A 25259-nucleotide genomic window follows, 5' to 3' on the forward strand; every position below is an offset into this window, starting at 1 on the left:
CTCTGTACAAGGCGGTTTAAAGGGCAAGGTCTTGCAGTTCGAGTTCGAGCGGCGTGGGACCGGACAATTTTACCCGTTGATGGGCTTGCAGCGACAGCGTTGCGCCAACCACGTCCGGGCTGATCGGCAATTCGCCGGCGTCCAGGTCCAGCAGGCATACGAGGGTCACGCTGGCCGGGCGGCCGTAGTCGAACAGCTCGTTGAGGGCGGCGCGGATGGTGCGGCCGCTCATCAGCACGTCGTCGATCAGCACCAGATGCTGGCCTTCGACCTCGAATGGCAGTGCCGAGGGCTGTACTTGCGGGTGCAGGCCATTCTGGCTGAAGTCGTCACGGTAAAAGGACACGTCCAGGGTGCCCAGCGGCGAATCGCTGCCCAGTTCTTCCAGCAGCGCCTGGGCCACCCACACACCGCCGGTGCGGATCCCGATAAAACGCGGCTCGCTGATGGCGCGGTGTTCCAGGTGGGCCTTAAGGCGAATCGCCATCTGGCTGATCAGTTCGGCGGGATTGGGCAGGCTCATGGTGGCTCCTTCAAGGCCTTGCGCGGCGAGGGCGCGGCAAGGTCCGGACTCAAACGTAAAAAGACGCGGCAAGCCGCGTCAGTCAGGATTCAAATAAAGCGGTGTTTTCATCCAGCCAACCCTGTAACAACAGGGCGGCGGCAATGGCGTCCACCGGGTTGTCGCGGTAGCTGCCTTTTTGCCCGCCACGGTCGCGGCGCTCACCCTTGGCTTCGAAGGTGGTCAGGCGTTCGTCGTGGGTATAAAAGGGCAGGTTGTAACGGCCATTGAGGCGGCGGGCGAATTTTTCCGCGCGCAGGCACATCTCGCTGGGAGTGCCGTCCATGTTCAACGGCAGGCCGACCACGACCGCATCAGGCTTCCACTCTTTAATCAGGGCTTCGACCTGGTTCCAGTCCGGCACGCCGTTCTGGGCTTTCAAGGTGCACAGCTCGCGGGCCTGGCCGGTAATCACCTGGCCGACCGCTACGCCGATCTGTTTGGTGCCGTAGTCAAAACCGAGGATCAAGCGCAAAGCCATCAGGCGTGCCCCGCCTGGCTGGTCAGCAGGCTGAGGTTGACCCGCAGCTTGGCGGCAGCCGCTTCCAGGCGCAGCTCACTGGCGGTGTTGAACAGGATGTCGGCGTCAAACGGGCAGGTCAGCCAGGCGTTGCTGGCCAGTTCGGCTTCCAGTTGCCCGGCTTCCCAGCCGGCGTAGCCGAGGGTGATCACGCTTTGCTCGGGGCCGACGCCGTCGGCGATGGCGAACAACACGTCCTGGGAGGTGGACAGCGACACGCCTTCAAGGTCTACCGTGGCCTGAAACTTCGGCCCGGTGGGGTGCAGCACAAAACCACGATCGGTCTGCACCGGCCCGCCAATGTAGATCGGTACGCCCTGGCAACGCGCCGGCGGGTCGATCTCGGGGCGCAGTTGCTCAAGGATATCGGCCAGGTTCAGCGCTTGAGGGCGGTTGACCACCAACCCCATGGCACCATTGGCCGTGTGCTCGACGATGTAGGTCAAGGTCTGCGCAAAGTTCGGGTCGGCCATATGGGGCATGGCGATCAGGAATTGGTGCTTGAGGTAGGTCGGGCTGACATTTTTCATGTCCACTAGTGTGGCGTTGGAGGGGCGAACTGACAAGCTGGAGTTAGTGATCGCTCCCACGCTTTGCGTGGGAGTGTCGCCTGTGACGCTCCGCGTCACGCTCTTAAAAGCGGACGCGGAGCGTCCTGAGATGCGTTCCCACGCAGAGCGTGGGAACGATCCGTTGTCATCAATTGCTGGACAGCCGATCGCCCCTGGCAAACTTCCAGGTGCGGATGATTTCCAGGCGGTCGATGTCGTTCAAGTCACCGGTAAACGGTGCGAAAGGCGCAGCCAGGCGCACGATGCGCTGGGCAGCCTGGTCCAGCAGCGGCTGGCCGGACGACTCCAGCACCTGCACTTCATAAAGCGAACCGTCGCGGTTGATCGACACCAAAAGACGCAAATTGCCATAGATCTGCTGGCGTCGTGCTTCATCCGGGTAGTTGAGGTTGCCGATGCGCTCGACCTTCTTGCGCCACTCGTCCTTATACCAGGCGCCTTTGTCGCGCATGGTCGAGGCGGCATTCAGCCGGTAAATGCGCGGGCGTTTGGCGTATAGCTGCTGTTCATTGGCCAGTTCGGCTTCGAGGCTGGAAATCTGGTCGGAAAGCTGTGAGCTGTCGAACGTAGGGGCCGGTTTGACGGGCTCAGGCGTCGGCTCGGTCTTGGTTTTCTCGCGCTGAGTCGCAGCTTTTTGCGGTTTCGGCGCGACGGTGGTCACGGCAGCCTTGGGCGCGGCCTGTTTGACCTCAGGCTTGGGCGCAGGTGGCGGCGTGACTTTATTGACCTTGTTGTCCTGGAAGGGCGCCACTTCGGTGGTCTTGGGCACGGCCTTCTTGTCGAGGGTGCCACTGCCTTGCTGGTTGTCCTGGGCGAGAAAATCGGCCTTTTCGGGCTTCTTTTCGCTCTTGAACGTAGCGAGGGTGATTTCCAGGGTTTTGGTGATCTGCTTGGGCTCGACGTAGGTGAAGCCCAGGCCCAGGAGTAGGGCGAGGTGGATCAAGGCGGCCAGGAACAGGGTAAATCCGAGCCGATCAGCCGGGCGCACGCCGCTGGGGGAGAGTTCGGGGGGCAGGTCGGACGGGAGTGTCATGACAAAAAAACCAACATCGCGCGTTTCACAGGTGGCGCATGATAACGCAATGTTGGTGTGTGTCCGGCTGTTCTATGTCACTTGGCTTGTAGCTTGCGCTCAATGGCCGCCATCAGCATTTCGCCGATGTTCGTGCCAAATGCGTTGTCGATCTCGCGAATACAGGTCGGGCTGGTGACGTTGATTTCGGTGAGGTTCTCGCCAATTACGTCTAGTCCTACAAACAGCAGGCCTTTTTCCCGCAGGGTTGGGCCAACCTGAGAGGCGATCCAACGGTCTTTGTCCGACAAGGGGCGTGCCTCACCACGACCACCTGCCGCCAGGTTGCCACGGGTCTCGCCTGCCGCCGGAATACGCGCCAGGCAATAATCCACCGGCTCGCCGTCGATCATCAGGATGCGCTTGTCGCCGTCCTTGATCGCCGGGATATAAGCCTGGCCCATGATCTGCTGGGTGCCCAGCGCGGTCAGGGTTTCCAGGATCACCGACAGGTTCGGGTCGCCGGCGCGGTGACGGAAGATCGACGTACCGCCCATGCCGTCCAGCGGTTTGAGGATCACATCACCGTGTTTGGCGGCGAATTCACGCAGCACGTCGGCACGGCGGCTGACCACGGTCGGCGGCGTGCACTGCGGGAACAGCGTGGCGAACAGCTTTTCATTGCAGTCGCGCAGGCTCTGCGGCTTGTTGACGATCAGCACACCGGCGCGCTCGGCCTGTTCCAGCAGATACGTGGAGTAGACGAATTCCATGTCGAACGGTGGGTCTTTGCGCATCAGGATCACATCCAGATCGCTCAACGGGCTGTCGATTTCGTCCGACAGCTCAAACCACTTCTCAGGGTTGGCAAACACCTGCAGCGGGCGCATGCGTGCGCGGGCTTCGCCGTCGCCCTGGTAAAGATCGCGCTGCTCCATATAGAACAGGGTCCAGCCGCGGGCCTGGGCGGCCAGGAGCATGGCCAGCGAGCTGTCCTTTTTATAGGAAATGCTGGCGATAGGGTCCATGACAATGCCGACGCGAACGCTCATGGGGGATTTCCTCTAGCAAATTAGGGCGCATAAAAGTGGCGTCAGAGTGGCGCTGCAGCTGTTGTGGGTCAAGGAAAAACCACCTGGCCGGTTGCTCGATAGATTGCGCCCGGAGACTGTGCTAAAAAGACTGCCACGGCGCAGCAGCCCTTGAATTCCAAGGCTTGCGGCGCTCATCCTGTGCAACATCAGGCAGTACACACCGAAAACCGATTCGCTGTGGCGATGGTAGAGCAGATATGGAACAGCATTCCAACGCCTTGAGAGTGATGGTGATCGACGATTCGAAAACGATCCGCCGCACCGCCGAGACGCTGTTGAAGAACGTGGGCTGCGATGTGATCACGGCCATCGACGGTTTCGATGCCCTGGCCCGGATTGTTGATCATCACCCGCACATTATCTTTGTCGACATCATGATGCCGCGCCTGGATGGCTACCAGACCTGCGCCCTGGTGAAGAACAACCCGGCGTTCAAGTCGATCCCGGTGATCATGCTGTCGTCCAAAGACGGCCTGTTCGACAAGGCCAAGGGGCGCATCGTGGGTGTCGATCAGTTTTTGACCAAGCCTTTCAGCAAGGAAGAACTGCTGGGTGCAATCAAGGCTTACGTGCCTGGGTTCGCCGCAGTAGAACAAGCACACTGACGCCGCCTCACAAGGGCCGGCGCCGACCAATGTAGTGGGGAAAACCATGGCACGCGTTCTGATCGTCGACGATTCGCCGACTGAAATGTACAAACTCACCGGCATGCTCGAAAAGCACGGCCACGTGGTGCTCAAAGCCGAAAACGGCGCGGACGGCGTGGCCCTGGCCCGTCAGGAAAAACCTGACGCCGTGCTGATGGACATCGTGATGCCGGGCCTCAACGGCTTCCAGGCTACCCGCCAGCTGTCCAAGGAGCCGGAAACCAACGGCATTCCGATCATCATCATCACCACCAAGGATCAGGAAACCGACAAGATCTGGGGCGCGCGCCAGGGTGCCAAGGATTACCTGACCAAGCCGGTGGACGAAGACACCCTGATCGCCACCTTGAACAAGGTACTGGCCGGCTAAAGGCTCGCGATCATGACCGAGTCGCAAACCGCCTTCGAGCTGCTGCTGGACATCGACCGCCGCTGCCGCCTGCTGGCCGCCGACCTGCCGTCCCAGGAAGCTCGCCTGCAACGCTGGAGCGGGATCGGCTTTCGCCTGGGGCCCCACTGGTACGTGGCGCCGATGGGCGAAGTCGCCGAAGTGCTGCATGAGCCGCGTTGCACGCTGATGCCCGGCGTCAAGCCGTGGGTCAAGGGCGTGGCCAACCTGCGCGGGCGTTTGCTGCCGGTGATGGACCTGGGCGGTTTTCTTGGCCTGGAACTGTCCAAGGCACGCAAGCAGCGGCGGGTGCTGGTGGTCGAGTACAACGACCTGTTTGTCGGGCTGCTGGTAGACGAGGTAGTGGGCATGCAGCATTTCGCACAAGACGCATTGTTGGTGAGCACTGCCCCGGCCGCGCCGTTTATCCAGGGTGAGTTCGACAGCGATCAGTTGTGGCAAGTCTTCAGCCCCTTCGCTCTGGCCCAGGCCCCGGGCTTTATGGATGTTGCCGCATGACCACCGTCACCACGCCCAAACCCCAGGCCGCGTCGCGCAGCCGCTCACAGATCATCGTGCTGTTTATCGCGCTGATCGTGTTCATCATGCTGCTGTTTGCCAACTTCGCGTACCTCAACACCCAGTCCACCTATGACAAGCAGTACATCGGCCACGCCGGTGAGCTGCGTGTGCTGTCCCAACGCATCGCCAAAAACGCCACCGAGGCCGCTGCCGGCAAGGCCGCCGCGTTCAAATTGCTGGGCGATGCGCGCAACGACTTTGCCCAGCGCTGGGGCTACCTGAAAAAAGGTGATACCGACACCGGTCTGCCCGCCGCGCCCAGTGCGGTTCGGGCGGAAATGCGCGCGGTGCAGACCGACTGGGAAGCGCTGCTGAAAAACACCGACGCGATTCTCGCCAGCGAACAAACCGTGCTGTCCCTGCATCAAGTGGCCGCGACCCTCGCCGAAACCGTGCCGCAATTGCAGATGGAGTCGGAAAAGGTCGTGGATATCCTGCTGCAACGTGGCGCGCCGGCCGGCCAGGTAGCCTTGGCGCAACGCCAGTCGCTGTTGGCCGAGCGCATTTTAGGCGCGGTCAACACCGTGCTGGCGGGCGACGAAACCGCCGTGCAAGCCGCCGATGCCTTTGGCCGCGATGCCAGCCGCTTTGGTGTGGTGCTCAACGGGATGCTCAATGGCAACCCGGGCTTGCGCATCACCCAGGTCGAAGACCATGACGCCCGCGCGCGGCTGGCGGAAATTTCGGAGCTGTTCGAGTTTGTCTCCGGCTCCGTGGATGAAATCCTCGAAACCTCGCCGCAACTGTTCCAGGTACGGGCCTCGGCGAGCAATATCTTCAACCTGTCGCAAACCCTGCTCGATGAAGCCTCGCACTTGGCCACAGGTTTTGAAAACCTCGCCAGCGGGCGCAGTTTCGACACCATTGGCGGTTATGTATTGGGTTTGCTGGCGTTGGCCTCGATCATTCTGATCGGCCTGGTGATGGTGCGCGAAACCAACCGCCAACTGCATGAAACCGCCGAGAAGAACGAGCGCAATCAGAACGCGATCATGCGCCTGCTCGATGAAATCGAAGACCTGGCCGACGGCGACCTCACCGTGACCGCCTCGGTCACCGAGGACTTCACCGGCACCATCGCCGATTCCATCAACTACTCCGTGGACCAACTGCGCGATCTGGTTGCCACCATCAACCTCACCGCCGGGCAAGTGGCCGGTGCGGTGCAGGACACCCAGGCCACCGCCATGCACCTGGCCCAGGCTTCTGAGCACCAAGCCCAGCAGATCGCCGAAGCCTCTACGGCGATCAACCAGATGGCGCAGTCCATCGATCAAGTGTCGGCCAACGCCGCCGAATCTTCGGCCGTGGCGGAGCGCTCTGTGGAAATCGCCAACAAGGGCAACGAGGTGGTGCACAACACCATCCATGGCATGGACAACATTCGCGAACAGATCCAGGACACCGCCAAACGTATCAAACGCCTGGGCGAATCTTCCCAGGAGATTGGCGACATCGTCAGCCTGATCGACGACATTGCCGACCAGACCAACATCCTCGCCCTCAACGCCGCCATCCAGGCGAGCATGGCCGGTGACGCCGGGCGCGGTTTTGCGGTGGTGGCCGATGAGGTGCAAAGGCTGGCCGAGCGCTCATCCGCCGCCACCCGGCAAATCGAAACCCTGGTGCGGGCGATTCAGGCCGACACCAACGAAGCGGTTATCTCCATGGAGCAGACCACCACCGAAGTGGTGCGCGGCGCGCGGCTGGCCCAGGACGCGGGCGTGGCGCTGGAAGAGATCGAAGGCGTGTCGAAAACCCTGGCGGCGCTGATTCAGAGCATCTCGAATGCGGCGCAGCAACAGACCTCATCGGCGGGGCAGATTTCGCTGACGATGAATGTGATTCAGCAGATCACCACGCAGACATCGTCGGGTTCTACGGCCACGGCGGAAAGCATCGGCAACCTGGCAAAAATGGCCAGCCAGTTGCGCCGGTCGGTGTCGGGTTTCACCCTGCCGCCGCCTAAACAGGCCGATGATTGAAATGCTATCTGGAAAACACCACAGTCCAAATGTGGGAGCTGGCTTGCCTGCGATAGCGGTGGGTCGGTTGCATAGGTATCAACTGACAGTCCGCCCTCGCAGGCAAGCCAGCTCCCACAGGTGATTTCCATTGTTTTTTGGCAACACCAGCAACTCATGAATTTTAAGCGGAGCAGTTATGGTTGATCGGCACGACTACGTGGCCCTCGAATGGGTCAAGGGCGACATTGCCGAAACCCTGAAACAGGCCCGTTCGGCGCTGGATGCGTTTGTCGAAACCCACGACAGCGACGCCATCGCCGAGTGCCTGGCCGCCATCCATCAAGTGCATGGCGCGCTGCAGATGGTGGAGTTTTACGGCGCAGCCCTGCTCGCCGAAGAGATCGAAGAACTCACCCTGGCCCTGCAGGCCGAGCGCGTCGGCCAGCGCGATGAAAGCATCCGTCTGCTGCAACAAGCCCTCAGCCAATTGCCGTTGTATCTGGACCGCGTGCACAGCGCCCGCCGCGACCTGCCGCTGGTGGTGTTGCCGCTGCTCAATGACCTGCGCAGCGCGCGCGGCGAAAGCCTGTTGTCGGAAACCAGCCTGTTCAGCCCGCAACTGCTGTCGATTGCACCGTTGCCCGACGAAGCCCTGGCTCGGCGCGCAGTGCCGGAACTGCACGAACAACTGCGCCAGTGGCACCACCTTTTGCAACAAGCCTTGGCCGGCCTGCTGCGCGAAGACCATGGCCCGAGCAACCTGGAAGACATGGCGCGGGTGTTCGCGCGCCTCGAAGCGCTGTGCCAGGGCGCGCCGCTGTTGCCCTTGTGGCAAGTCACCTCGGCGCTGGTCGAAGGCATGCTCACTGGCGTGATCGCCAACAGCCCGGCGCTGCGCAGCCTGCTCAAGGCCAGCGACAAGCAACTCAAGCGTCTGCTGGCCCAGGGCATTGGCGGTATCAATCAGCCTGCGCCGGACGAGTTGCTCAAGAGCCTGCTGTTCTATGTGGCCAAGGTCACCCGGCCGACGCCGCGCATGCAAAGCCTCAAGGAGCGTTATGGCCTGGATGAGGCCTTGCCCGACAGTGCCGTGGTCGACGCCGAGCGGGCGCGCCTGGCCGGGCCGGACCGCAATGCCATGGGCTCGGTACTCGGCGCATTGTGTGAGGAGCTGGTGCGGGTCAAGGAGCGCCTCGACTTATTCGTGCGCAGCGACCGCCAACACACCGACGACCTGGATACGCTGCTGGCGCCATTGCGGCAGATCGCCGATACCTTGGCCGTGCTGGGCTTCGGCCAGCCGCGCAAGGTGATCATCGACCAGCTCGCCGTGGTGCTGAGCCTGGTGCAAGGTCACCGCGAACCCAATGACGCCGTACTGATGGACGTCGCCGGCGCCTTGCTCTATGTCGAGGCCACACTGGCCGGCATGGTCGGCACCGTCGAACCGGAAAGCCGCGAAGAAAGCCGCCTGCCCACCACCGACCTGACGCAGATTCATCAACTGGTGATCCGCGAGTCGTGCCAATGCCTGCGCCAAGCCAAAGAACTGGTGATCGACTGCATCGAAGCCGACTGGGACCGCCAACGCCTGGAATCCCTGCCGGAGCTGCTCAGCCAGGTGCGCGGCGCCTTGGCGATGATTCCACTGCCACGCGCAGCGAGCCTGATGCGGGGTTGCACCGATTACGTCGACGAACAGTTGATGGTCAACGACACGCCGCCGACCCAGGCGCAGTTGGCGCATTTTGCCGAGGTGATCAGCAGCCTTGAGTACTACCTGGAACGCATGCTCCAGGACGCTGACGCTGCGGGCGAACGCGTGCTGGAACTGGCCACCCAAGGCTTGGCCGCGCTGGGTTACCTGCCCGCCGAGAAACCCTGGCGTCAGGCGCTGGTTGCGCCAGAGGGTGCATTGTCGGCCGACAGCACGCCGAGCCAGTCCCAGTTCGATGCCCTGGCCAGCCCGATCACGCGCTTGAACCCGCCGGCGCTGCATCGCCCCGGCAGTTTGCTGCCGCCGCCGGCCGATGAAGAACCCATCGACGATGAGCTGCGCGAAGTCTTCCTTGAAGAGACCGACGAAGTCCTCGACGTGCTGCACCGCCACCTGCCCAACAGCGCCGACAAAACCGCCCAGGGCGAAATGCGACGGGCCTTTCATACGCTCAAAGGCAGTGGCCGCATGGTCCGCGCGCTGGTGCTGGCCGAGCTGGCCTGGGCCGTGGAAAACCTGCTCAATCGCGTGCTCGAACGCAGCGTGGCCCTCGACCCCGACGTGCAACACGTGCTGGATGAAGCGGTGGCCCTGCTGCCCGAATTGATCGCCGACTTCGCCACCGACGACCAACACCAGCGCGATGAAGTCGACGCCCTGGCCGCCCGTGCCCATGCCCTCGCCAGTGGCAGTGCAACAGAGACCAGTGGCAGTGCAAAGGCCGAGCCCCACGACCCGATGCTGCTGGAGATCTTCCGCAACGAAGCCCAGAGCCACCTGGAGAGCATCAACCACTTCCTGCAACAGGCCGCCGAGCATGTCCCGCTGCAAGTCAGCGATGAGCTGCAACGCGCCCTGCACACCCTCAAAGGCAGTGCCTACATGGCCGGCGTATTGCCGATTGCCGAGCTGGCGCGGCCGCTGGATCACCTGACCCGTGAGTACAAGGCCCACCGCCTGCCGCTGGACCTGGACGAAGTGGAACTGCTGCTGGAAGCCGAAGGCCTGTTCCAGCGCGGCCTGCGTCAACTGGACAGCGACCCGTTGGTGCCGATCAAGGGTGCGCCGGACCTGATCAGCCGCACCCAACGCCTGCTTGACCAACAACTGCAAGCCTTGCTCGACGCGCCGAGCACGGGCCTGCGCATCAAACGCGACCCGCAGTTGATCGCCAATTTCCTGGCCCAAGGCATGGATATCCTGCTCGACGCCGAAAGCCTGTTGCGCCGCTGGCAGCAGCACCCCGGCGAACGTCAGGAACTCACCGCACTGCTGGACGAGTTGACCACCTTGGGCGAGGGCGCGCATATCGCCGACCTGCACAGCATCGACGAACTCTGCGAAGCCTTGCTTGACCTCTACGGCGCGGTGGAGGAAAGCAGCCTGGCGGTCAGCGAGCGGTTTTTCCACGAGGCTGAACAGGCCCATGACGCACTGATCAACATGCTCGACCAGTTGGCGGCGGGGCAGGAAATCAGCCCGGCGCCGGCGCGGGTGCAGGCCCTGCGCGAATTGCTCGATGAAGCCCTCGACCCGTCGGCCACCGGCCTGATCAAAAGCGACGGCAGCCGTACCTTCAGCATCGCTGAATTGGGTGCGGCCACGGCGCAGTTGAGCCAGGACACGGCGATGGACGATGAGATCGTCGAGATCTTCCTCGAAGAAGCCGTGGACATCCTCGACAGCGCCGGGCAGTCGCTCAAGCGCTGGCTGCTGGAGCCCGACAGCGCCGCGCCGTTGTCTTCATTGCAGCGAGACTTGCACACCCTCAAGGGTGGCGCGCGCATGGCCGAAATCGGCCCGATTGGCGACCTGGCCCATGAGCTGGAAGGCCTTTACGAAGGTTTGGTGGACCGCCGTTACAGCTACTCCACCGAGTTGTCCCACGTGTTGATGGCCAGTCACGAGCGGCTGGCCTTGCAGCTCGATCAACTGCAAGACCAACAACCCCTGAGCGACTCCAGCGACTTGATCGCGCAACTGCGCGAGTTGCGCCACAGCAGCACGCCAGCGGCCCCCGTCGCAGCATCCGAAGTAGCGACCGCCGACCCCGAGTTGCTGGAAATTTTCCTCGAAGAAGCCGCCGATATTCTCGACAGCTCCGGCAGCGCGCTGGTGCGTTGGCAAGCCGAGCCGAACAATCGCCAGGAAGTGGAAACCCTGCTGCGCGACCTGCACACCCTCAAGGGCGGCGCGCGCATGGTCGAAATCGGGCCGATTGGCGACCTGGCCCATGAGCTGGAATTTCTCTACGAAGGGTTGTCGGCCGGTTTGCTGGCGCCGTCGCCGGAACTGTTTTCGCTGCTGCAAGGTTGCCACGACCGTCTGGCGCAGATGATCGATGCCGTGGCGGACGGTTTGCCGGTGGGCTCGGTGGACAAGCTGATCGAGCGGATCAAAAGCCTGGTGCACCCGAGTGATGAGCCGCTGGCGCCGGTTGCACTGCCCGCCGGCAAGGCCGAAGCGGCGGTCGACCCGGCTGCGGACATGGTGAAAATCTCCGCCGATTTGCTCGACGATCTGGTCAACCTGGCCGGCGAAACCTCGATCTTCCGGGGGCGCATCGAGCAGCAGGTCAATGATGCGCGCACGGCCCTCAACGAGGTCGAAACCACCATTGAGCGCATGCGCGACCAACTGCGCCGCCTCGACAGCGAAACCCAGGGCCGTATCCTCAGCCGTCAGCAGGCCGAGGCCGAGCGCCTGGGTTATGAAGAATTCGACCCGCTGGAAATGGACCGCCATTCGCAGTTGCAGCAACTGTCCCGTGCGTTGTCCGAGTCCGCTTCCGACTTGCTGGACCTCAAGGAAACCCTCGACCGCCGCAACCAGGATGCGCACAACCTGTTGCAGCAACAGGCGCGTATCAACACCGAGTTGCAAGAAGGTCTGATGCGCACGCGCATGGTGCCGTTTGAACGTATGCTGCCGCGCCTCAAGCGCATCGTGCGGCAGGTGGCGCAGGAGTTGGGCAAGGACGTGGAGTTCGTGGTCGGCAATGCCGAAGGCGAGATGGACCGCAACGTGCTGGAACGTATGGCCGCGCCGCTGGAACACATGCTGCGCAACGCCGTCGACCATGGCCTTGAGTCCCGCGAAGCACGTGTGCTGGCGGGCAAACCGGAAAAGGGTCGTATCACCCTGGACCTGACCCACGAAGGCGGCGATATCGTGTTCGACATGCGTGACGACGGCGCCGGCGTGCCGCTGGACGCGGTGCGGCGCAAGGCGATCAAGCGCGGCCTGCTCGGCCCCCATCAAGAGATCAGCGACCGTGACGTGTTGCAGTTCATCCTGCAACCGGGCTTCTCGACGGCGGAGAAAATCACTCAGATTTCCGGGCGCGGCGTGGGCATGGACGTGGTGCACGAAGAAGTGCGCCAGCTTGGCGGCTCGATGGTGATTGACTCCACGCCCGGTGCGGGCGTGCACTTTCGTATTCGCCTGCCGTTTACCGTGTCGGTCAACCGGGCACTGATGGTGCAGTGCGCGGACGATCAATATGCGATCCCGCTCAACACCATCGAAGGCCTGGTGCGTGTGCTGCCCCACGAGTTGGCCGGGCACTATCAGCAAGACCCGCCGCGTTATGAATATGGCGGCCAGCGTTACGAATTGTTCTACCTTGGCGACCTGCTGCATACCGTCAGCCGCCCCAAATTGCTCGGCCAATACCAGCCGGTGCCGATGCTGCTGGTGCAATACAACGAACGGCGCGTGGCGGTGCATGTGGATGCCATGGTCGGTACGCGGGAGATAGTGGTGAAGGGCCTGGGGCCGCAGTTTGCGGGCGTGCAGGGCTTGTCCGGTGCGACCATCCTGGGTGATGGCCGCGTGGTGCTGATCATCGATCTGCTCGCGCACATCCGCGCCCGCCAACCAGCGTTGCCGGCCCAGGCGGTCGATGCGCCGCTGGTCCTCAACGACCCACTGAAAAAACGCCCGCTGCTGGTGCTGGTGGTGGACGATTCGGTCACCGTGCGCAAAGTCACCAGCCGCCTGCTGGAACGCAACGGCATGAACGTGCTCACCGCCAAAGACGGCATCGACGCTATCGCCTTGCTCGAAGAACACACCCCGGACCTGATGCTGCTCGACATTGAAATGCCGCGCATGGACGGCTTCGAAGTGGCGATCCAGGTGCGCAATGACCCGCGCCTGATGCGCCTGCCGATCATCATGATCACCTCGCGCACCGGGCAAAAACACCGCGACCGCGCCATGGCCATCGGCGTCAACGACTACCTCGGCAAGCCGTACCAGGAGTCGGTGCTGCTGGAGAGCATCGCCTACTGGAGCAAGTCCCATGCTTGACCACCGCACCAGCCAACTCACCGGCCTGTTGTTGCCCTTGGCCGACCGTCACTTGGTGCTGCCCAATGTCGCCATCGCCGAGCTGATCGACTTCCAGCGCGGCGAACCGGCCAGCGATGCGCCGCCGTGGTACCTGCGGCAAGTGACCTGGCGCGACCGGCAAATACCCCTGATCAGCTTCGAAGCGGTGTGCGGCGAAGCAATCCTGACCGCCGAGCGCTCGCGCATCGTGGTGCTGAACGCGCTGGGCGGGCGGCCGACGTTGAAGTTTATTGCGCTGGTGATCCAGGGCATTCCCCGCTCGTACAAGCTCGACAGCGAATTGAGCTACGTAGACGTGCCACTGTGCCCGCTGGAACTGGCGGCGGTGCAGGTGGGCGAGCACGTGGCGAAAGTGCCGGATTTGATGGGGCTTGAAGCGCTGTTGGTCGAGTCCGGCCTGGCCTGACGGCGATGATCGTTCCCACGCTCCGCGTGGGAATGCATCCCGTGACGCTCCGCATCACCCTTGCGCTGGTCTTGAGCCTTGCACTGCCTGGCGGGACGCGGAGCGTCCCAGGCGGCATTCCCACGCGGAGCGTGGGAACGATCGACGTGCCACTGTGCCCGCTGGAACTTGCGGCAGTGCAGGTGGGCGAGCACGTGGCGAAGGTGTCGGACTTGATGGGGTTGGAGGCGTTGTTGGTCGAATCTGGCCTGGCCTGACGGCGATGATCGTTCCCACGCTCCGCGTGGGAATGCATCCCGTGACGCTCCGCGTCACCCCTGCGATGGTCTTGAGCCTTGCACTGCCTGGCGGGACGCGGAGCGTCCCAGGCGGCATTCCCACGCGGAGCGTGGGAACGATCGAAAGCCCGCTCGCCACAGGAAGCGTTTTTGCCGTGAGCGTTGTGCCCAGCCTTCGGAATTTTCCTGCAAGATTTCGAGCTGTGCATGAACTTGTTGTGGGTAGTCATGGCGGCTAGTCTTCGTCCCGTCATCGAAAAACGGTGACACGGACGTGCAAGTCCGGTTACATATCGGCGCACCAACGCCCATAGCCATTCAACGGGCGTTTTTTATGCTCGCTGTAGTTGTTATGGCGGCTGTGCGCGGGAGATCCCTCGGGGTCTGCCGGGGTCCGATATGCCCGGTCTTGCACACCTGCGCACAGCTGCCACCTTTATTCGCGTGCAAGCGGAAGAGGGCAGCCTCCATCACATATCGGAGCTGTAAATCATGGTTAAACCTACCCCTAATCCGCCCCTCTTCACCGTAAACCCCCACCAAAACACCGAAGCTCTGCTGGCCAACGCCAGCGAAACCCTGTGCTCCCTCAACGCACTGACCTGCAACCTGGCCTTCGACCTGGACCCCGCCCAGCGTGCGAGCATGTTGGCGATTCAGCAAATGGCAGAGCTGAGTCAGCTGTTGGTCGATAGAGCACTGGAACACGTCAGCCCTGCCTAAACGTTCCCGAAAAGGGACCGCTATCTAACTAGCACCACCGAACACATGTGGGAGCGGGCTTGCTCGCGAATGCGGTGGGTCAGTTAGAGATGTACCGCCTGACACCCTGCATTCGCGAGCAAACCCGCTCCCACATTTTGAGTTTAATTTGGCTCGAATCGAGCATCAGCTGATGGTCCGTTACTCCAACCGTAACGATCCACCGTCGGGCTTGATTGATGCCCCCCACATTCACTCCTAAGGTACAGCCCACGACAGCAAACCCCGTGGAGCGACCATGACAACAACCATCACCCCCGATTCGCGCTGGACGCGGCGGCGCGACGAGAAGCAGCGGCGGCTCGGGCTGGTCAAAAAATACGCAGACGGGGCGGTGTTGCCCAGTGACAAAATCGTCGAGGCGCTGGAAGCACTGATCCTGCCCGGCGACCGTGTGGTGCTGGAAGGCAATAACCAAAAGCAGGCCGATTTTCTCTCGCGCTCCCTGGCCAAGGCCGACCCGGCCAAGCTCCACGATTTGCACATGATCATGCCCAGTGTCGGCCGTTCCGAGCACCTGGACCTGTTTGAAAAAGGCATCGCGCGCAAACTGGATTTCTCGTTTGCCGGCACCCAATCCCTGCGCATCAGCCAGTTGCTCGAAGACGGCCTGCTGGAAATCGGCGCGATCCACACTTACATCGAACTCTACGCACGGCTGGTGGTGGACTTGATCCCCAACGTGGTGCTGTCCGCCGGTTTCATGGCTGATCGCGCCGGTAATATCTACACCGGCGCCAGCACCGAAGACACGCCGGCACTGATCGAGCCCGCCGCCTTCAGCGATGGCATCGTCATCGTGCAGGTCAACCAGTTGGTCGACGACGTCACGGACTTGCCCCGCGTCGACATCCCGGCGAGTTGGGTGGATTTTGTGGTGGTGGCCGACAAGCCGTTCTACATCGAACCGCTGTTCACCCGCGACCCGCGCCATATCAAGCCGGTGCACGTGCTGATGGCGATGATGGCGATCCGTGGCATCTACGAAAAACACAACGTGCAGTCGCTCAACCACGGCATCGGTTTCAACACCGCCGCCATTGAGTTGATCCTGCCCACCTACGGCGAATCCCTGGGCCTCAAGGGCAAGATCTGCCGCAACTGGACCCTCAACCCGCACCCCACCCTGATTCCCGCGATTGAAAGCGGCTGGGTGGAAAGCGTGCATTGCTTCGGCACCGAACTGGGCATGGAAAACTACATCGCCGCCCGCCCGGATGTGTTCTTCACCGGCCGCGACGGTTCAATGCGCTCCAACCGGATGTTCTGCCAACTGGCGGGGCAATACGCGGTGGATCTGTTTATCGGCGCCACGCTGCAAGTAGACGGCGATGGGCATTCCAGCACCGTGACCCGTGGCCGTCTCGCCGGTTTTGGTGGCGCGCCGAATATGGGCCACGACCCACGTGGCCGCCGTCACGGTACGCCGGCCTGGCTCGATATGCGCCACGATGACGCGCCGGAGGCCTTGCTGGAGCGCGGTAAAAAGCTCGTGGTGCAAATGGTCGAGACCTTCCAGGAAGGCGGCAAACCCACCTTTGTCGAAACCCTCGACGCCGTGGAAGTGGCGCGCAAAAGCGGCATGCCGCTGGCGCCGATCATGATCTACGGTGACGACGTTACTCACCTGCTTACCGAAGAAGGCATCGCCTATCTGTATAAGGCGCGCTCGCTGGAAGAGCGCCAGGCGATGATCGCCGCGGTTGCAGGCGTTACCGCCATCGGCCTGCGCCACAACCCGAAGGACACCGCGCGCATGCGCCGCGAAGGTTTGATCGCCTTGCCCGAAGACCTCGGCATCCGCCGCACCGACGCCACCCGCGAGCTGCTCGCCGCCAAGAGCGTGGCCGACCTGGTGGACTGGTCCGGTGGCCTGTACAACCCGCCCGCCAAGTTCAGGAGCTGGTAAATGCGCGCCCTCAAACTGCATGAATTGAGCCTCGCCGATCGCCTGGCGGATATGGCCGTGGACGCCTTGATTGATGAGGCCGACCTGTCGCCCAAACCCGCATTGGTAGACCGTCGCGGCAATGGCGCCCATAGCGATTTGCACCTGGGCCTGATGCACGCCTCGGCGCTGTCGTTGTGGCCGATGTTCAAGGCAATGGCCGAAGCGGCGCTTGAGTTCGGTGAAGTGGGTTTGCCCTTGCGCGAAGCCCTCGGGCGTATCGGTCGCGAAGGTGAACAAGCCATGCTCGCCACCACCAACGGCGTGAATACCCATCGTGGCGCGATCTGGGCGCTCGGTTTGCTCACCGCTGCTGCGGCGCTGCAACCCCGCGCCATCACGCTCACCGCCGCCAAACTGGCCTTGCTCACCGACCGCTACGCCCCGCAACCGCTGAGCCATGGTGCGCAAGTCGCGCAGCGCTACGGCGCTCGCGGTGCCCGTGAAGAAGCGCAATTGGGCTTCCCGTCCGTGGTGCAACGCGGCCTGCCGCAACTGCACAAAAGCCGCCGGCAAAACGCTGGCGAACAGAACGCGCGCCTGGACGCCTTGCTCGCGATCATGACCGACCTGGCCGACACCTGCGTGCTCTACCGCGCCGGCCCCGAAGGCCTGCTCGCCATGCAGCGTGGCGCCCAGGCGGTGCTGGACGCTGGCGGCAGCGCAAGCCTCGCCGGGCGCCGCCAACTGCACGAACTCGACCAGCAACTCCTGGCCCTGAATGCCTCCCCCGGCGGCGCCGCCGACCTGTTGGCCGCCTGCCTGTTTATCGACCGCCTCGACGGAGCGTTGTGATGGAAACCTTATCCTTTGAATTCCCCGCCGGGCAGCCGCCCAAAGGCCGTGCGCTGGTGGGTTGCGTCGGCTCCGGCGACCTGGAAGTGCTGCTGGAACCGGGCACGCCCGGCACGCTGACCATTCAAGTGCAGACCTCGGTGAATGGCGCCGAGCAACGCTGGCAGCACCTGTTCGAACGGATCTTCCAGGAGCAGACGCCACCGGCTTTGAAGATTGATATTCACGACTTCGGCGCCACCCCCGGCGTGGTGCGTTTGCGCCTGGAACAGGGTTTCGAGGAGATCGGCCATGACTGATTTACTCAACAAGCACAGCTTCGTCGAACTCGGCGCCCGGCAGCGGGCCAAGGTGCTGCTGGACAGCGGCACTTACCGCGAACTGATCGACCCGTTCCAGCGCGTGATGTCGCCGTGGCTCAGCCGTCAAGGCGTGGTGCCGCAAGCGGATGACGGCGTGGTGATCGCCAAGGGCAGCATCGCCGGGTTGCCGGTGGTGATTGCTGCCATTGAAGGCAATTTCCAGGGCGGTAGCCTCGGTGAAGTGGGCGGCGCGAAAATCGCCGGTGCCCTCGAACTGGCGGCTGAAGATAACCGCAACGGTGTCCCGACCCGTGCCGTGCTGCTGCTGGAAACCGGCGGTGTGCGCTTGCAGGAAGCCAACCTTGGGCTGGCGGCGATTGCCGATATCCATGCGGCGATTGTCGACCTGCGCCAGTACCAGGCGGTGATCGGCGTGGTGGCGGGCAGCGTCGGTTGTTTTGGTGGCATGTCCATCGCCGCCGGGCTGTGCAGTTATCTGGTGGTCACCCGCGAAGCACGCCTGGGCTTGAATGGCCCACAAGTGATCGAGCAGGAAGCGGGCCTGGAAGAGTACGACTCCCGCGACCGGCCGTTTATCTGGAGCCTTACCGGCGGCGAGCAACGCTTCAACAGCGGCCTGGCCGACCGTTATGTGGCGGACGACGTGGCGCAGATCCAACAGACCGTCAGCGCTTTGCTGCAACAGGGTTTGCCCGAGCAACAGCGCAGCCGTCAGATCGACTTCTACCTGGCGCGCCTTACCGAGCTGGACGCAACGCCGCAAATAGACCCCGCGACGGTGCGCGACCTGTATCAAGGAGAACGCCCATGAGAGGTTTGCAGTGGTTCAACGCATTGAGCGCTGGCGCAGCGCCTGTCGAAGGGTTGCCGGACTCTTTGAGGGTTGCAGACGGCGTAGTGGGTGAGCAGGCCGTGCGTTTTATTGCCGTGGTCAGCGACGCGCAAAATCGTTTCCCGCGTGCGCGCAACGGCGAAGTCGGTTTACTGGAGGGCTGGGGCCTTGCCAAGGCTGTCGACGAAGCCATCGAGAAGGGCGACAAACGCCCCATCATCGCCATCGTCGATGTGCCGAGCCAGGCCTATGGCCGTCGCGAAGAAGCCCTCGGCATCCATCAAGCACTGGCTGCGGCCGCCGACAGCTATGCCCGCGCGCGCTTGGCCGGGCACCCGGTGATTGCGCTGCTGGTGGGCAAAGCCATGTCCGGTGCGTTTCTCGCCCACGGCTATCAGGCCAACCGCATGATCGCCCTGCGTGACCCTGGCGTGATGGTGCACGCCATGGGCAAAGCCTCGGCGGCGCGAGTGACCTTGCGCAGTGTTGAAGAACTCGAAGCCTTGGCCGCCAGCGTGCCGCCCATGGCCTATGACATCGACAGCTACGCCAGCCTCGGTTTGCTTTGGGAAACCCTGTCGGTCAGCCGGATTGAACAGCCCACGGCGGACGACGTGACGCGGGTCAGCGATTGCCTGTTGCACGCCATTGAAGATATCCACAGCCCGGATCTGAAAGGGCGCCTCGGTGCGAGCAATCGTGCAGCTTCCAGCCATGTACGCCAACTGCTGCGGGAGCAATGGTGAACGCCCACGACTTGCTCTGGGGCATGACCCCGGCGCATCTGCCTGTTGACGCGCCAGCCTGGGTACACGACGCGATCAGCGCCGGTCACCCGGTGGTGGTGCGTCGCGCCATGGCCGAGCCGGGTTACGTGGCCGTCGGTGTGCGCGGGCGCTTGCGTGAACAGCGGTTTGCGGCGGTGATGCCCCTTTTGGCGGTGCAACGACGTGTGAAGCCGCAAGACTTGCGCAGTGTGATCTCGTCACGGGATTTGCCGGCACTGCGCGCACTGGATCAACTGCGCCCGGTGTTGGCGCAACAAGACTGGGGCGTCACCGGCAGTGCGGGTTTCGAGCTGGCCAGCGGCATTGAAGCACTGCATGCCCAAAGCGATCTGGATTTGATGCTGTGCACGCCCGAGCCACTTGAGCGCATCGCTGCACGCACTCTGCTGGCGTTGTTGGACGCGGCCGAATGCGCCGTCGACCTGCAATTGCAAACCCCATTCGGTGCTGTCGCTTTGCGCGAGTGGGCGGGTGAATCACGCCGGGTGCTGCTTAAAACCACCCACGGCGCGCACCTTGTACTCGACCCCTGGCAGGCCGTGGCATGAGCAGCCTTCTGGTATTTCCAGGGCAGGGCGCCCAGCGCGCGGGCATGCTGCAAGCATTGCCTGCCCACGTCCTGGAAGAGGCCAGTGACGCACTGGGCGAAGACGCAAGCCTGCTCGATTCGGCCCAAGCCCTGGCCAGTACGCGTGCGGTGCAACTCTGCCTGTTGATCACCGGCGTGGCTCATGCCCGCCAATTGCAACACACGCCCGATTACGTGGCGGGCCTGTCCATCGGCGCCTACCCGGCAGCCGTCATCGCCGGTGCGCTGGAGTTTGCCGATGCGGTAAAGCTGGTGAGCCTGCGCGGCGAACTGATGCAAAACGCTTATCCACAAGGCTTTGGCATGACCGCGATCATCGGCCCGCAGTTATCCACAGTCGAAACGCTGCTGGCCGAAATCCACAGCCCGCAAACCCCGGTGTACCTGGCCAATATCAACGCCGACAACCAGACCGTCATCGCCGGCAGTGACGAAGCCATGCAGCGTGTGGCACAACGCATCAAAGGCAACGGCGTGGCCAAACGCCTGGCCGTGAGCGTGCCATCCCATTGCGTGCTGCTGAACGAACCCGCCGAGGCATTGGCGCAGGCGTTTGTAACGCTCAAGGCGCCACGCATCACCTACCTGAGCAGCACCCGCGCGCGACCTATCCACAACCCCGAGCAACTGCGCGACGACCTGGCTTTCAACATGTGCCGCATCGTCGACTGGCGCGGCACCGTGCAAAGCGCCTACGAGCGCGGCGTGCGCCTGCAAATCGAACTGCCGCCTGGCGCGGTACTCACCGGCCTGTCCCGGCGTGTCTTCGAGCAAGGCAGCGTAATCGCCTATGAAGGCGCACGCCTGGACACCTTGCAGGCCCTGCTGCAAGAGGAGGAGCGCCGCCACCGATAAAGCAGCACCCAAGGCTTTCGAAGCACAAAAACAACAATTTCGATGAAGCACTTTGAGGACAACAACCATGATTATTTACGGTGTGGCGTTTCTGGCGCTGTGTACGTTGACCGGCCTGTTTATCGGTGAATTGCTGGGCAAATGGATGGGTATCCCGGCCAACGTCGGCGGGGTGGGTATCGCCATGTTGCTGTTGATCGGCCTGGGCAGTTACCTCAGCAAACGTGGGCTGTTTACCGGCAAGTCGGAGCAGGGCGTGAGCTTCTGGGCGGCGGTATATATCCCGATTGTGGTAGCGATGGCGGCCCAACAAAATGTGTACGGCGCGATCAAGGGCGGGCCTATGGCAATACTGGCCGGCACGCTCGCGGTGGTGCTGGGCTTTGCCCTGGTGCCGGTGCTGGTACGCATCGGCAACCGTGAGCCAGTTGCGGCTGTTCCCACTAAAGAAGCCGGGTGATCGCCATGTACGAATCCATGATGAAAGTGATCACCGGCTACGGCCTGATCAGTGGTTTTGCCGTAATCGGCCTGACCATGTGGGTGTCCTACTGGATCTCCGACACCTTCACCAAAGGCCGTCTGCACGGTTCGGCCATCGCCATTTTGCTCGGGCTGGTGCTGTCGTATGTGGGCGGCGCATTTACCGGCGGCGCCAAGGGGGTTGTGGATATACCGCTGCTGTCGGGCATCGGCTTGCTGGGCGGCGCCATGCTGCGGGACTTTGCCATTGTTGCCACGGCGTTTGGCGTGAGTGTGGATGAACTTAAACGCGCCGGTTATGTGGGCGTGCTGGCGCTGTTTGTCGGCGTGGGTTCATCGTTCGTGGCTGGCGTCGGAGTGGCGATGGCGTTTGGTTATACCGATGCCGTGAGCCTCACCACCATTGGTGCGGGCGCCGTAACCTACATCGTTGGCCCGGTGACGGGCGCGGCGATTGGTGCCAGCTCCGAGGTTATGGCGCTGTCGATTGCCGCCGGGTTGATCAAGGCCATTCTGGTGATGGTGATGACGCCGTTTGTAGCGCCGTTGATCGGGCTGAATAACCCACGCAGTGCGGTGATCTTCGGCGGCTTGATGGGCACTTCGAGCGGTGTGGCAGGTGGCTTGGCAGCGACTGATCCGAAGCTGGTGCCGTATGGTTGCCTGACGGCGGCGTTTTATACGGCGCTGGGCTGTCTGCTGGGGCCGTCGTTGCTGTTTTTGCTGATGCGCGGGTTGGTGGGCTGACCTGAGCCGGCCTCATTAATGATCGTTCCCACGCTCCGCGTGGGAATGCAGCCCTGGACGCTCCGCGTCTGCTCTTAAAGGCGTGACGCGGAGCGTCACATGAGGCATTCCCACGCAGAGCGTGGGAACGATCGGTGTCAGGTTTGGCGATTGGCATACATCCGACACTCCGCCAGCAACGCCAGCAAGTTCGGATCACGCTCCTTGGCCTTCAAGAACACCACGCCAATATGCTGCTGCAACCGATACCGCGGCTGCAGCGGTATGAGCTTCACGCGGTTCTCATACACCGCCGCGATCCGCCCTGGCAGCAACGCATAACCCACACCCGAGCTGACCATGCTCAGCAGCGTGAAAATGTCGTTCACCTGCATCGCCACCTTCGGCTCGAACCCCGCCTGCTTGAACACCCGGTTGCCGTCCTGATGGGTGGCGAAGCCTTGGGTGAGGGTGATGAAGGTCGCGTCGCGCACATCCGCCAGGTCGATCTGCTGCTCGCGGTCGAAGGGTGAATCGGCCGGTGTGGCGAGGAAGATGTCGTCGGAAAACAGCGCGATCTGTTCGCAGTCGGGGTCGTTGGCATGCTCGTCGAGGGAGATCAGGATCGCGTCCACCTCCATGTTCTTGAGCTTGTAGAGCAGGTCGAAGTTGGAGCCCAGAATCAGGTCGATATTGAGTTCGCTGCGCCTGATTTTCAGGCCCATGATCAGTTGCGGCACGGTTTTGACCGTCAGCGAATACAGCGAGCCCAGCTTGAAACGCTCGGCGGAGAAGCCGGCGGCTTCGCGGGTCAGGCGCACGCTGTCGACCACGTCGGCCACCAGCTTTTGGGCGCGTTCTTCCAGCACGTAGGCGCTTTCCAGCGGGGTGAGGTTGCGCCCTTCGTGTTTGAACAACGGGCAGCGCAGCGCATTTTCCAGCGAGTGAATAGCACGGTGCACGCTGACGTTGCTGGTTTGCAGCTCGGCAGCGGCGCGGGCGAGGTTGCCGGTGCGCATGAACGCCAGGAAGATTTCCAGTTTCTTGAGGGTGAATTCTTCGTCGATCAGCATGGCCGTGGCTCGGGTTCGAATGCCGTCGATTGTGCCCCTAAAACCCGTTCACTCCCAGCCATGCGCTGCACAGGCCCAGCACCAGGCGGGTGTACCGAAGGGAACAGGTACAGCCCGCGCACGGTCACAACCGCACCTGGCGAGCCATGCAGATGGCGATATTGGGGCCGGGCCATGGAGATTGCCGTATGTGGGAGCAGGCAAGCCAGCTCCCACAGGATGACGTGAATGAGCTATCGGCGTGTGTGTTTGGGCAAATGAAGACATGCGTGTTACCTGCAACAGTGCCGGTAGCGTCAGAATGGTTCTGGCACAACCATGTGGTAACGGTTATTCGAGGTGAGTGACACATGTATCACGGGGAACGATTCAACGCCTGGAGCCACTTGGCCGGGGCGGTTGCCGCTTTTGTCGGCGCAGTGTGGATGTTGGTGGTGGCGAGCCTGGACGGCAGCCCCTGGAAGATCGTCAGTGTGGCGATTTATGGTTTTACCCTGCTGGTGCTGTACAGCGCGTCCACCGTGTACCACAGCGTGCAGGGGCGGCGAAAAGAGATCATGCAGAAGGTTGATCACTTTTCGATCTACCTGCTGATTGCGGGCAGCTACACACCCTTTTGCCTGGTGACGCTGCGCGGGCCGTGGGGTTGGACGCTGTTTGGAATCGTGTGGGGGCTGGCGGTGATCGGCATTTTGCAGGAGATCAAACCAAGGTCTGAGGCGCGGATTCTGTCGATTGTCATCTACGCGGTGATGGGCTGGATTGTGCTGGTGGCGGTCAAGCCATTGATTGCCGCGCTGGGCACGGCGGGGTTTATCTGGCTGGCGTCGGGCGGGGTGTTGTACACCGTCGGCATCATCTTTTTTGCCCTGGAGGATCGCCTGCGCCATTCCCACGGGATCTGGCATTTGTTTGTGATCGGCGGCAGTTTGCTGCACTTTGTGGCGATCATGCATTACGTGCTGTGACCTGTGGACGCTGGCTTTTTTTGGGAGCCAGCTCCCACATTGGATAGGTGGTGTTTTTAGAGGCGTTCGAGCAATTCGCGGGCGCGCTTGCCGAAGATCTGCAGCAAGTTCGCCAACATATGGGGCGGCGGCTCATCAGCGCGCGTCAGGGCGTACAGGGTGATCGGCAATGGCGGCGTCAGCGGGCGAATGCAGGTGGTCGCCGTCGACGCGCCGAGGGCGGTGAACGGGTCGATCACCGTCAACCCGGCACCTGACTCCACCATCGCCCGGGCCAGGGAATAGGTCTGTACGGCAATGCTCACCCGTGGCGGTGGGTCGACGTTTTCCAGGTAGCTGTCGAGCTTGGCGGCCAACGGGTCGGCACTGGACAAGCCTACCAGTGGCGCACCCGCCAGGTCAGCCAAGGGCAGTGGCTTGCTCAGCTCGGCATCAGACCAATAACCCTTGGACGCCAGCGCCACCAACACGCCGTTGGCCAGCACCTGGGTGGTCAGCCCCGGATGGCCGGAGAAGTTGAGCGTCAGCGCCAGGTCAATCTCACGCATCAACAGCTTCTGCACCAGCTCGCGGCTATGGTCGCTGGACAGTTCACAGGCAATGTCCGGGTAGTCGCGCTTCCATTCCAGAATGGCCGGCGGCAGCAACGACAGGGCCAGGGCTGGAATCGCACCAATACGCACACTTTGGCCCGGCTTGCGGCGCAGGCTCTTGGCCAGGCGCCGCACGCCTTGCAGGCTTTCGGTGACTTTTTCGACTTCGCTTTCCAGCGCCAGGGCTTCCGGTGTGGGCTGCAGTTTGCCGCGCACCCGCAGAAACAACGGAAAGCCCAACTGCAACTCGGCGTGCTGCAGCACCTTGGTCACCGCCGGTTGCGAGACGTGCAACAGCTGCGCGGCGGCGCTGACGGAGCCGGTCTGGCGGATCGCCTGGAAGATTTCGATATGACGCAGGCGCATGGCAAGTCCATAACCTTTGTTTATAGGTGACCCATCTTTATTCATTGTCGGCGGCCT

The 25259-nt window shown here is 62.5% G+C and carries 24 protein-coding genes and 1 pseudogene; 18 read left to right on the forward strand and 7 right to left on the reverse strand.

The window, feature by feature from the left end; translation table 11 throughout:
- Window positions 1-16: 16 nt before the first annotated feature.
- From pyrR to gshB, 5 genes are all read right to left on the reverse strand, one after another.
- Window positions 17-523 (reverse strand): bifunctional pyr operon transcriptional regulator/uracil phosphoribosyltransferase PyrR, encoded by a 507-nt coding sequence (gene pyrR / locus BLV67_RS17895; RefSeq protein WP_017139446.1) that lies wholly within the window; start codon window positions 521-523, stop codon window positions 17-19.
- A gap of 82 nt (window positions 524-605) precedes the next feature.
- Window positions 606-1043: a Holliday junction resolvase RuvX gene (gene ruvX, locus BLV67_RS17900; protein ID WP_003213744.1), complete on the reverse strand. Its 438-nt coding sequence runs from the start codon at window positions 1041-1043 to the stop codon at window positions 606-608.
- Complete coding sequence (locus BLV67_RS17905; protein ID WP_065912206.1) at window positions 1043-1612, reverse strand: YqgE/AlgH family protein; 570 nt, start codon at window positions 1610-1612, stop codon at window positions 1043-1045. Before BLV67_RS17905 ends, ruvX begins: the two co-directional genes overlap by 1 nt.
- 169 nt (window positions 1613-1781) lie before the next feature.
- The gene (locus tag BLV67_RS17910) at window positions 1782-2687 is read right to left on the reverse strand and encodes an energy transducer TonB (protein ID WP_065912204.1); all 906 of its coding nucleotides are present in this window, start codon (window positions 2685-2687) and stop codon (window positions 1782-1784) included.
- 77 nt (window positions 2688-2764) lie between these two features.
- Window positions 2765-3718: a glutathione synthase gene (gene gshB, locus BLV67_RS17915; RefSeq protein WP_056857702.1), complete on the reverse strand. Its 954-nt coding sequence runs from the start codon at window positions 3716-3718 to the stop codon at window positions 2765-2767.
- 239 nt (window positions 3719-3957) lie between these two features.
- Between gshB and pilG the strand changes: the two genes are divergently transcribed.
- The 17 genes and pseudogenes from pilG (at window position 3958) to madM (ending at window position 22223) form a co-directional block, all read left to right on the forward strand.
- The gene (gene pilG / locus BLV67_RS17920; protein WP_010564379.1) at window positions 3958-4365 is read left to right on the forward strand and encodes a twitching motility response regulator PilG; all 408 of its coding nucleotides are present in this window, start codon (window positions 3958-3960) and stop codon (window positions 4363-4365) included.
- Between the two features lie 46 nt (window positions 4366-4411).
- A complete protein-coding gene (gene pilH, locus BLV67_RS17925; protein WP_017139442.1) occupies window positions 4412-4777 on the forward strand; it encodes a twitching motility response regulator PilH in 366 nt (121 codons plus the stop codon).
- Between the two features lie 12 nt (window positions 4778-4789).
- The gene (locus tag BLV67_RS17930; protein ID WP_065912202.1) at window positions 4790-5314 is read left to right on the forward strand and encodes a chemotaxis protein CheW; all 525 of its coding nucleotides are present in this window, start codon (window positions 4790-4792) and stop codon (window positions 5312-5314) included.
- Entirely contained in the window at window positions 5311-7362 is a 2052-nt protein-coding gene (locus tag BLV67_RS17935) for a methyl-accepting chemotaxis protein (RefSeq protein WP_074854491.1), read from the forward strand. Before BLV67_RS17930 ends, BLV67_RS17935 begins: the two co-directional genes overlap by 4 nt.
- 178 nt (window positions 7363-7540) lie before the next feature.
- On the forward strand, window positions 7541-13375 hold the full coding sequence (locus BLV67_RS17940) for a hybrid sensor histidine kinase/response regulator (protein WP_069787069.1): 5835 nt from the start codon (window positions 7541-7543) through the stop codon (window positions 13373-13375).
- Entirely contained in the window at window positions 13368-13823 is a 456-nt protein-coding gene (locus tag BLV67_RS17945) for a chemotaxis protein CheW (protein WP_056857706.1), read from the forward strand. The genes BLV67_RS17940 and BLV67_RS17945 overlap by 8 nt, the downstream gene beginning before the upstream one ends.
- Window positions 13824-13963: 140 nt before the next feature.
- A pseudogene (locus BLV67_RS17950) lies at window positions 13964-14080 on the forward strand (chemotaxis protein CheW); the annotation flags it as partial.
- Between the two features lie 513 nt (window positions 14081-14593).
- Window positions 14594-14824 carry a DUF6124 family protein gene (locus tag BLV67_RS17955; protein ID WP_069787068.1) on the forward strand — a complete coding sequence of 77 codons (231 nt, stop codon included), beginning with the start codon at window positions 14594-14596 and terminating at the stop codon, window positions 14822-14824.
- A 277-nt stretch (window positions 14825-15101) separates the two neighbouring features.
- Window positions 15102-16772 carry a malonate decarboxylase subunit alpha gene (mdcA, locus tag BLV67_RS17960; protein ID WP_065912182.1) on the forward strand — a complete coding sequence of 557 codons (1671 nt, stop codon included), beginning with the start codon at window positions 15102-15104 and terminating at the stop codon, window positions 16770-16772.
- The gene (locus BLV67_RS17965; RefSeq protein WP_069787067.1) at window positions 16773-17606 is read left to right on the forward strand and encodes a triphosphoribosyl-dephospho-CoA synthase; all 834 of its coding nucleotides are present in this window, start codon (window positions 16773-16775) and stop codon (window positions 17604-17606) included.
- A complete protein-coding gene (locus BLV67_RS17970; RefSeq protein WP_017139433.1) occupies window positions 17606-17905 on the forward strand; it encodes a malonate decarboxylase subunit delta in 300 nt (99 codons plus the stop codon). The genes BLV67_RS17965 and BLV67_RS17970 overlap by 1 nt, the downstream gene beginning before the upstream one ends.
- The gene (locus BLV67_RS17975) at window positions 17898-18740 is read left to right on the forward strand and encodes a biotin-independent malonate decarboxylase subunit beta (protein ID WP_069787066.1); all 843 of its coding nucleotides are present in this window, start codon (window positions 17898-17900) and stop codon (window positions 18738-18740) included. Before BLV67_RS17970 ends, BLV67_RS17975 begins: the two co-directional genes overlap by 8 nt.
- Window positions 18737-19507: a biotin-independent malonate decarboxylase subunit gamma gene (gene mdcE, locus BLV67_RS17980; protein ID WP_069787065.1), complete on the forward strand. Its 771-nt coding sequence runs from the start codon at window positions 18737-18739 to the stop codon at window positions 19505-19507. Before BLV67_RS17975 ends, mdcE begins: the two co-directional genes overlap by 4 nt.
- Window positions 19501-20097 carry a malonate decarboxylase holo-ACP synthase gene (locus tag BLV67_RS17985; RefSeq protein ID WP_069787064.1) on the forward strand — a complete coding sequence of 199 codons (597 nt, stop codon included), beginning with the start codon at window positions 19501-19503 and terminating at the stop codon, window positions 20095-20097. The genes mdcE and BLV67_RS17985 overlap by 7 nt, the downstream gene beginning before the upstream one ends.
- Window positions 20094-20993 (forward strand): malonate decarboxylase subunit epsilon, encoded by a 900-nt coding sequence (gene mdcH / locus BLV67_RS17990; RefSeq protein WP_069787063.1) that lies wholly within the window; start codon window positions 20094-20096, stop codon window positions 20991-20993. The genes BLV67_RS17985 and mdcH overlap by 4 nt, the downstream gene beginning before the upstream one ends.
- 67 nt (window positions 20994-21060) lie before the next feature.
- On the forward strand, window positions 21061-21453 hold the full coding sequence (gene madL, locus BLV67_RS17995; protein ID WP_065912176.1) for a malonate transporter subunit MadL: 393 nt from the start codon (window positions 21061-21063) through the stop codon (window positions 21451-21453).
- 5 nt (window positions 21454-21458) lie between these two features.
- A complete protein-coding gene (gene madM, locus BLV67_RS18000) occupies window positions 21459-22223 on the forward strand; it encodes a malonate transporter subunit MadM (RefSeq protein ID WP_056857769.1) in 765 nt (254 codons plus the stop codon).
- Window positions 22224-22360: 137 nt separating this feature from the next.
- Here madM and BLV67_RS18005 read toward each other — a convergent pair whose 3' ends face one another.
- Window positions 22361-23275: a LysR family transcriptional regulator gene (locus tag BLV67_RS18005; RefSeq protein ID WP_069787062.1), complete on the reverse strand. Its 915-nt coding sequence runs from the start codon at window positions 23273-23275 to the stop codon at window positions 22361-22363.
- A gap of 350 nt (window positions 23276-23625) precedes the next feature.
- Between BLV67_RS18005 and trhA the strand changes: the two genes are divergently transcribed.
- The gene (gene trhA, locus BLV67_RS18010; RefSeq protein WP_017139425.1) at window positions 23626-24243 is read left to right on the forward strand and encodes a PAQR family membrane homeostasis protein TrhA; all 618 of its coding nucleotides are present in this window, start codon (window positions 23626-23628) and stop codon (window positions 24241-24243) included.
- 56 nt (window positions 24244-24299) lie between these two features.
- Here trhA and BLV67_RS18015 read toward each other — a convergent pair whose 3' ends face one another.
- Window positions 24300-25202 (reverse strand): LysR family transcriptional regulator, encoded by a 903-nt coding sequence (locus tag BLV67_RS18015; RefSeq protein WP_065912174.1) that lies wholly within the window; start codon window positions 25200-25202, stop codon window positions 24300-24302.
- Window positions 25203-25259 lie beyond the last annotated feature (57 nt).

Origin of the sequence: Pseudomonas salomonii (assembly GCF_900107155.1) — a bacterium.
In the GTDB taxonomy this organism is placed as follows: Bacteria; Pseudomonadota; Gammaproteobacteria; order Pseudomonadales; family Pseudomonadaceae; genus Aquipseudomonas; species Aquipseudomonas salomonii.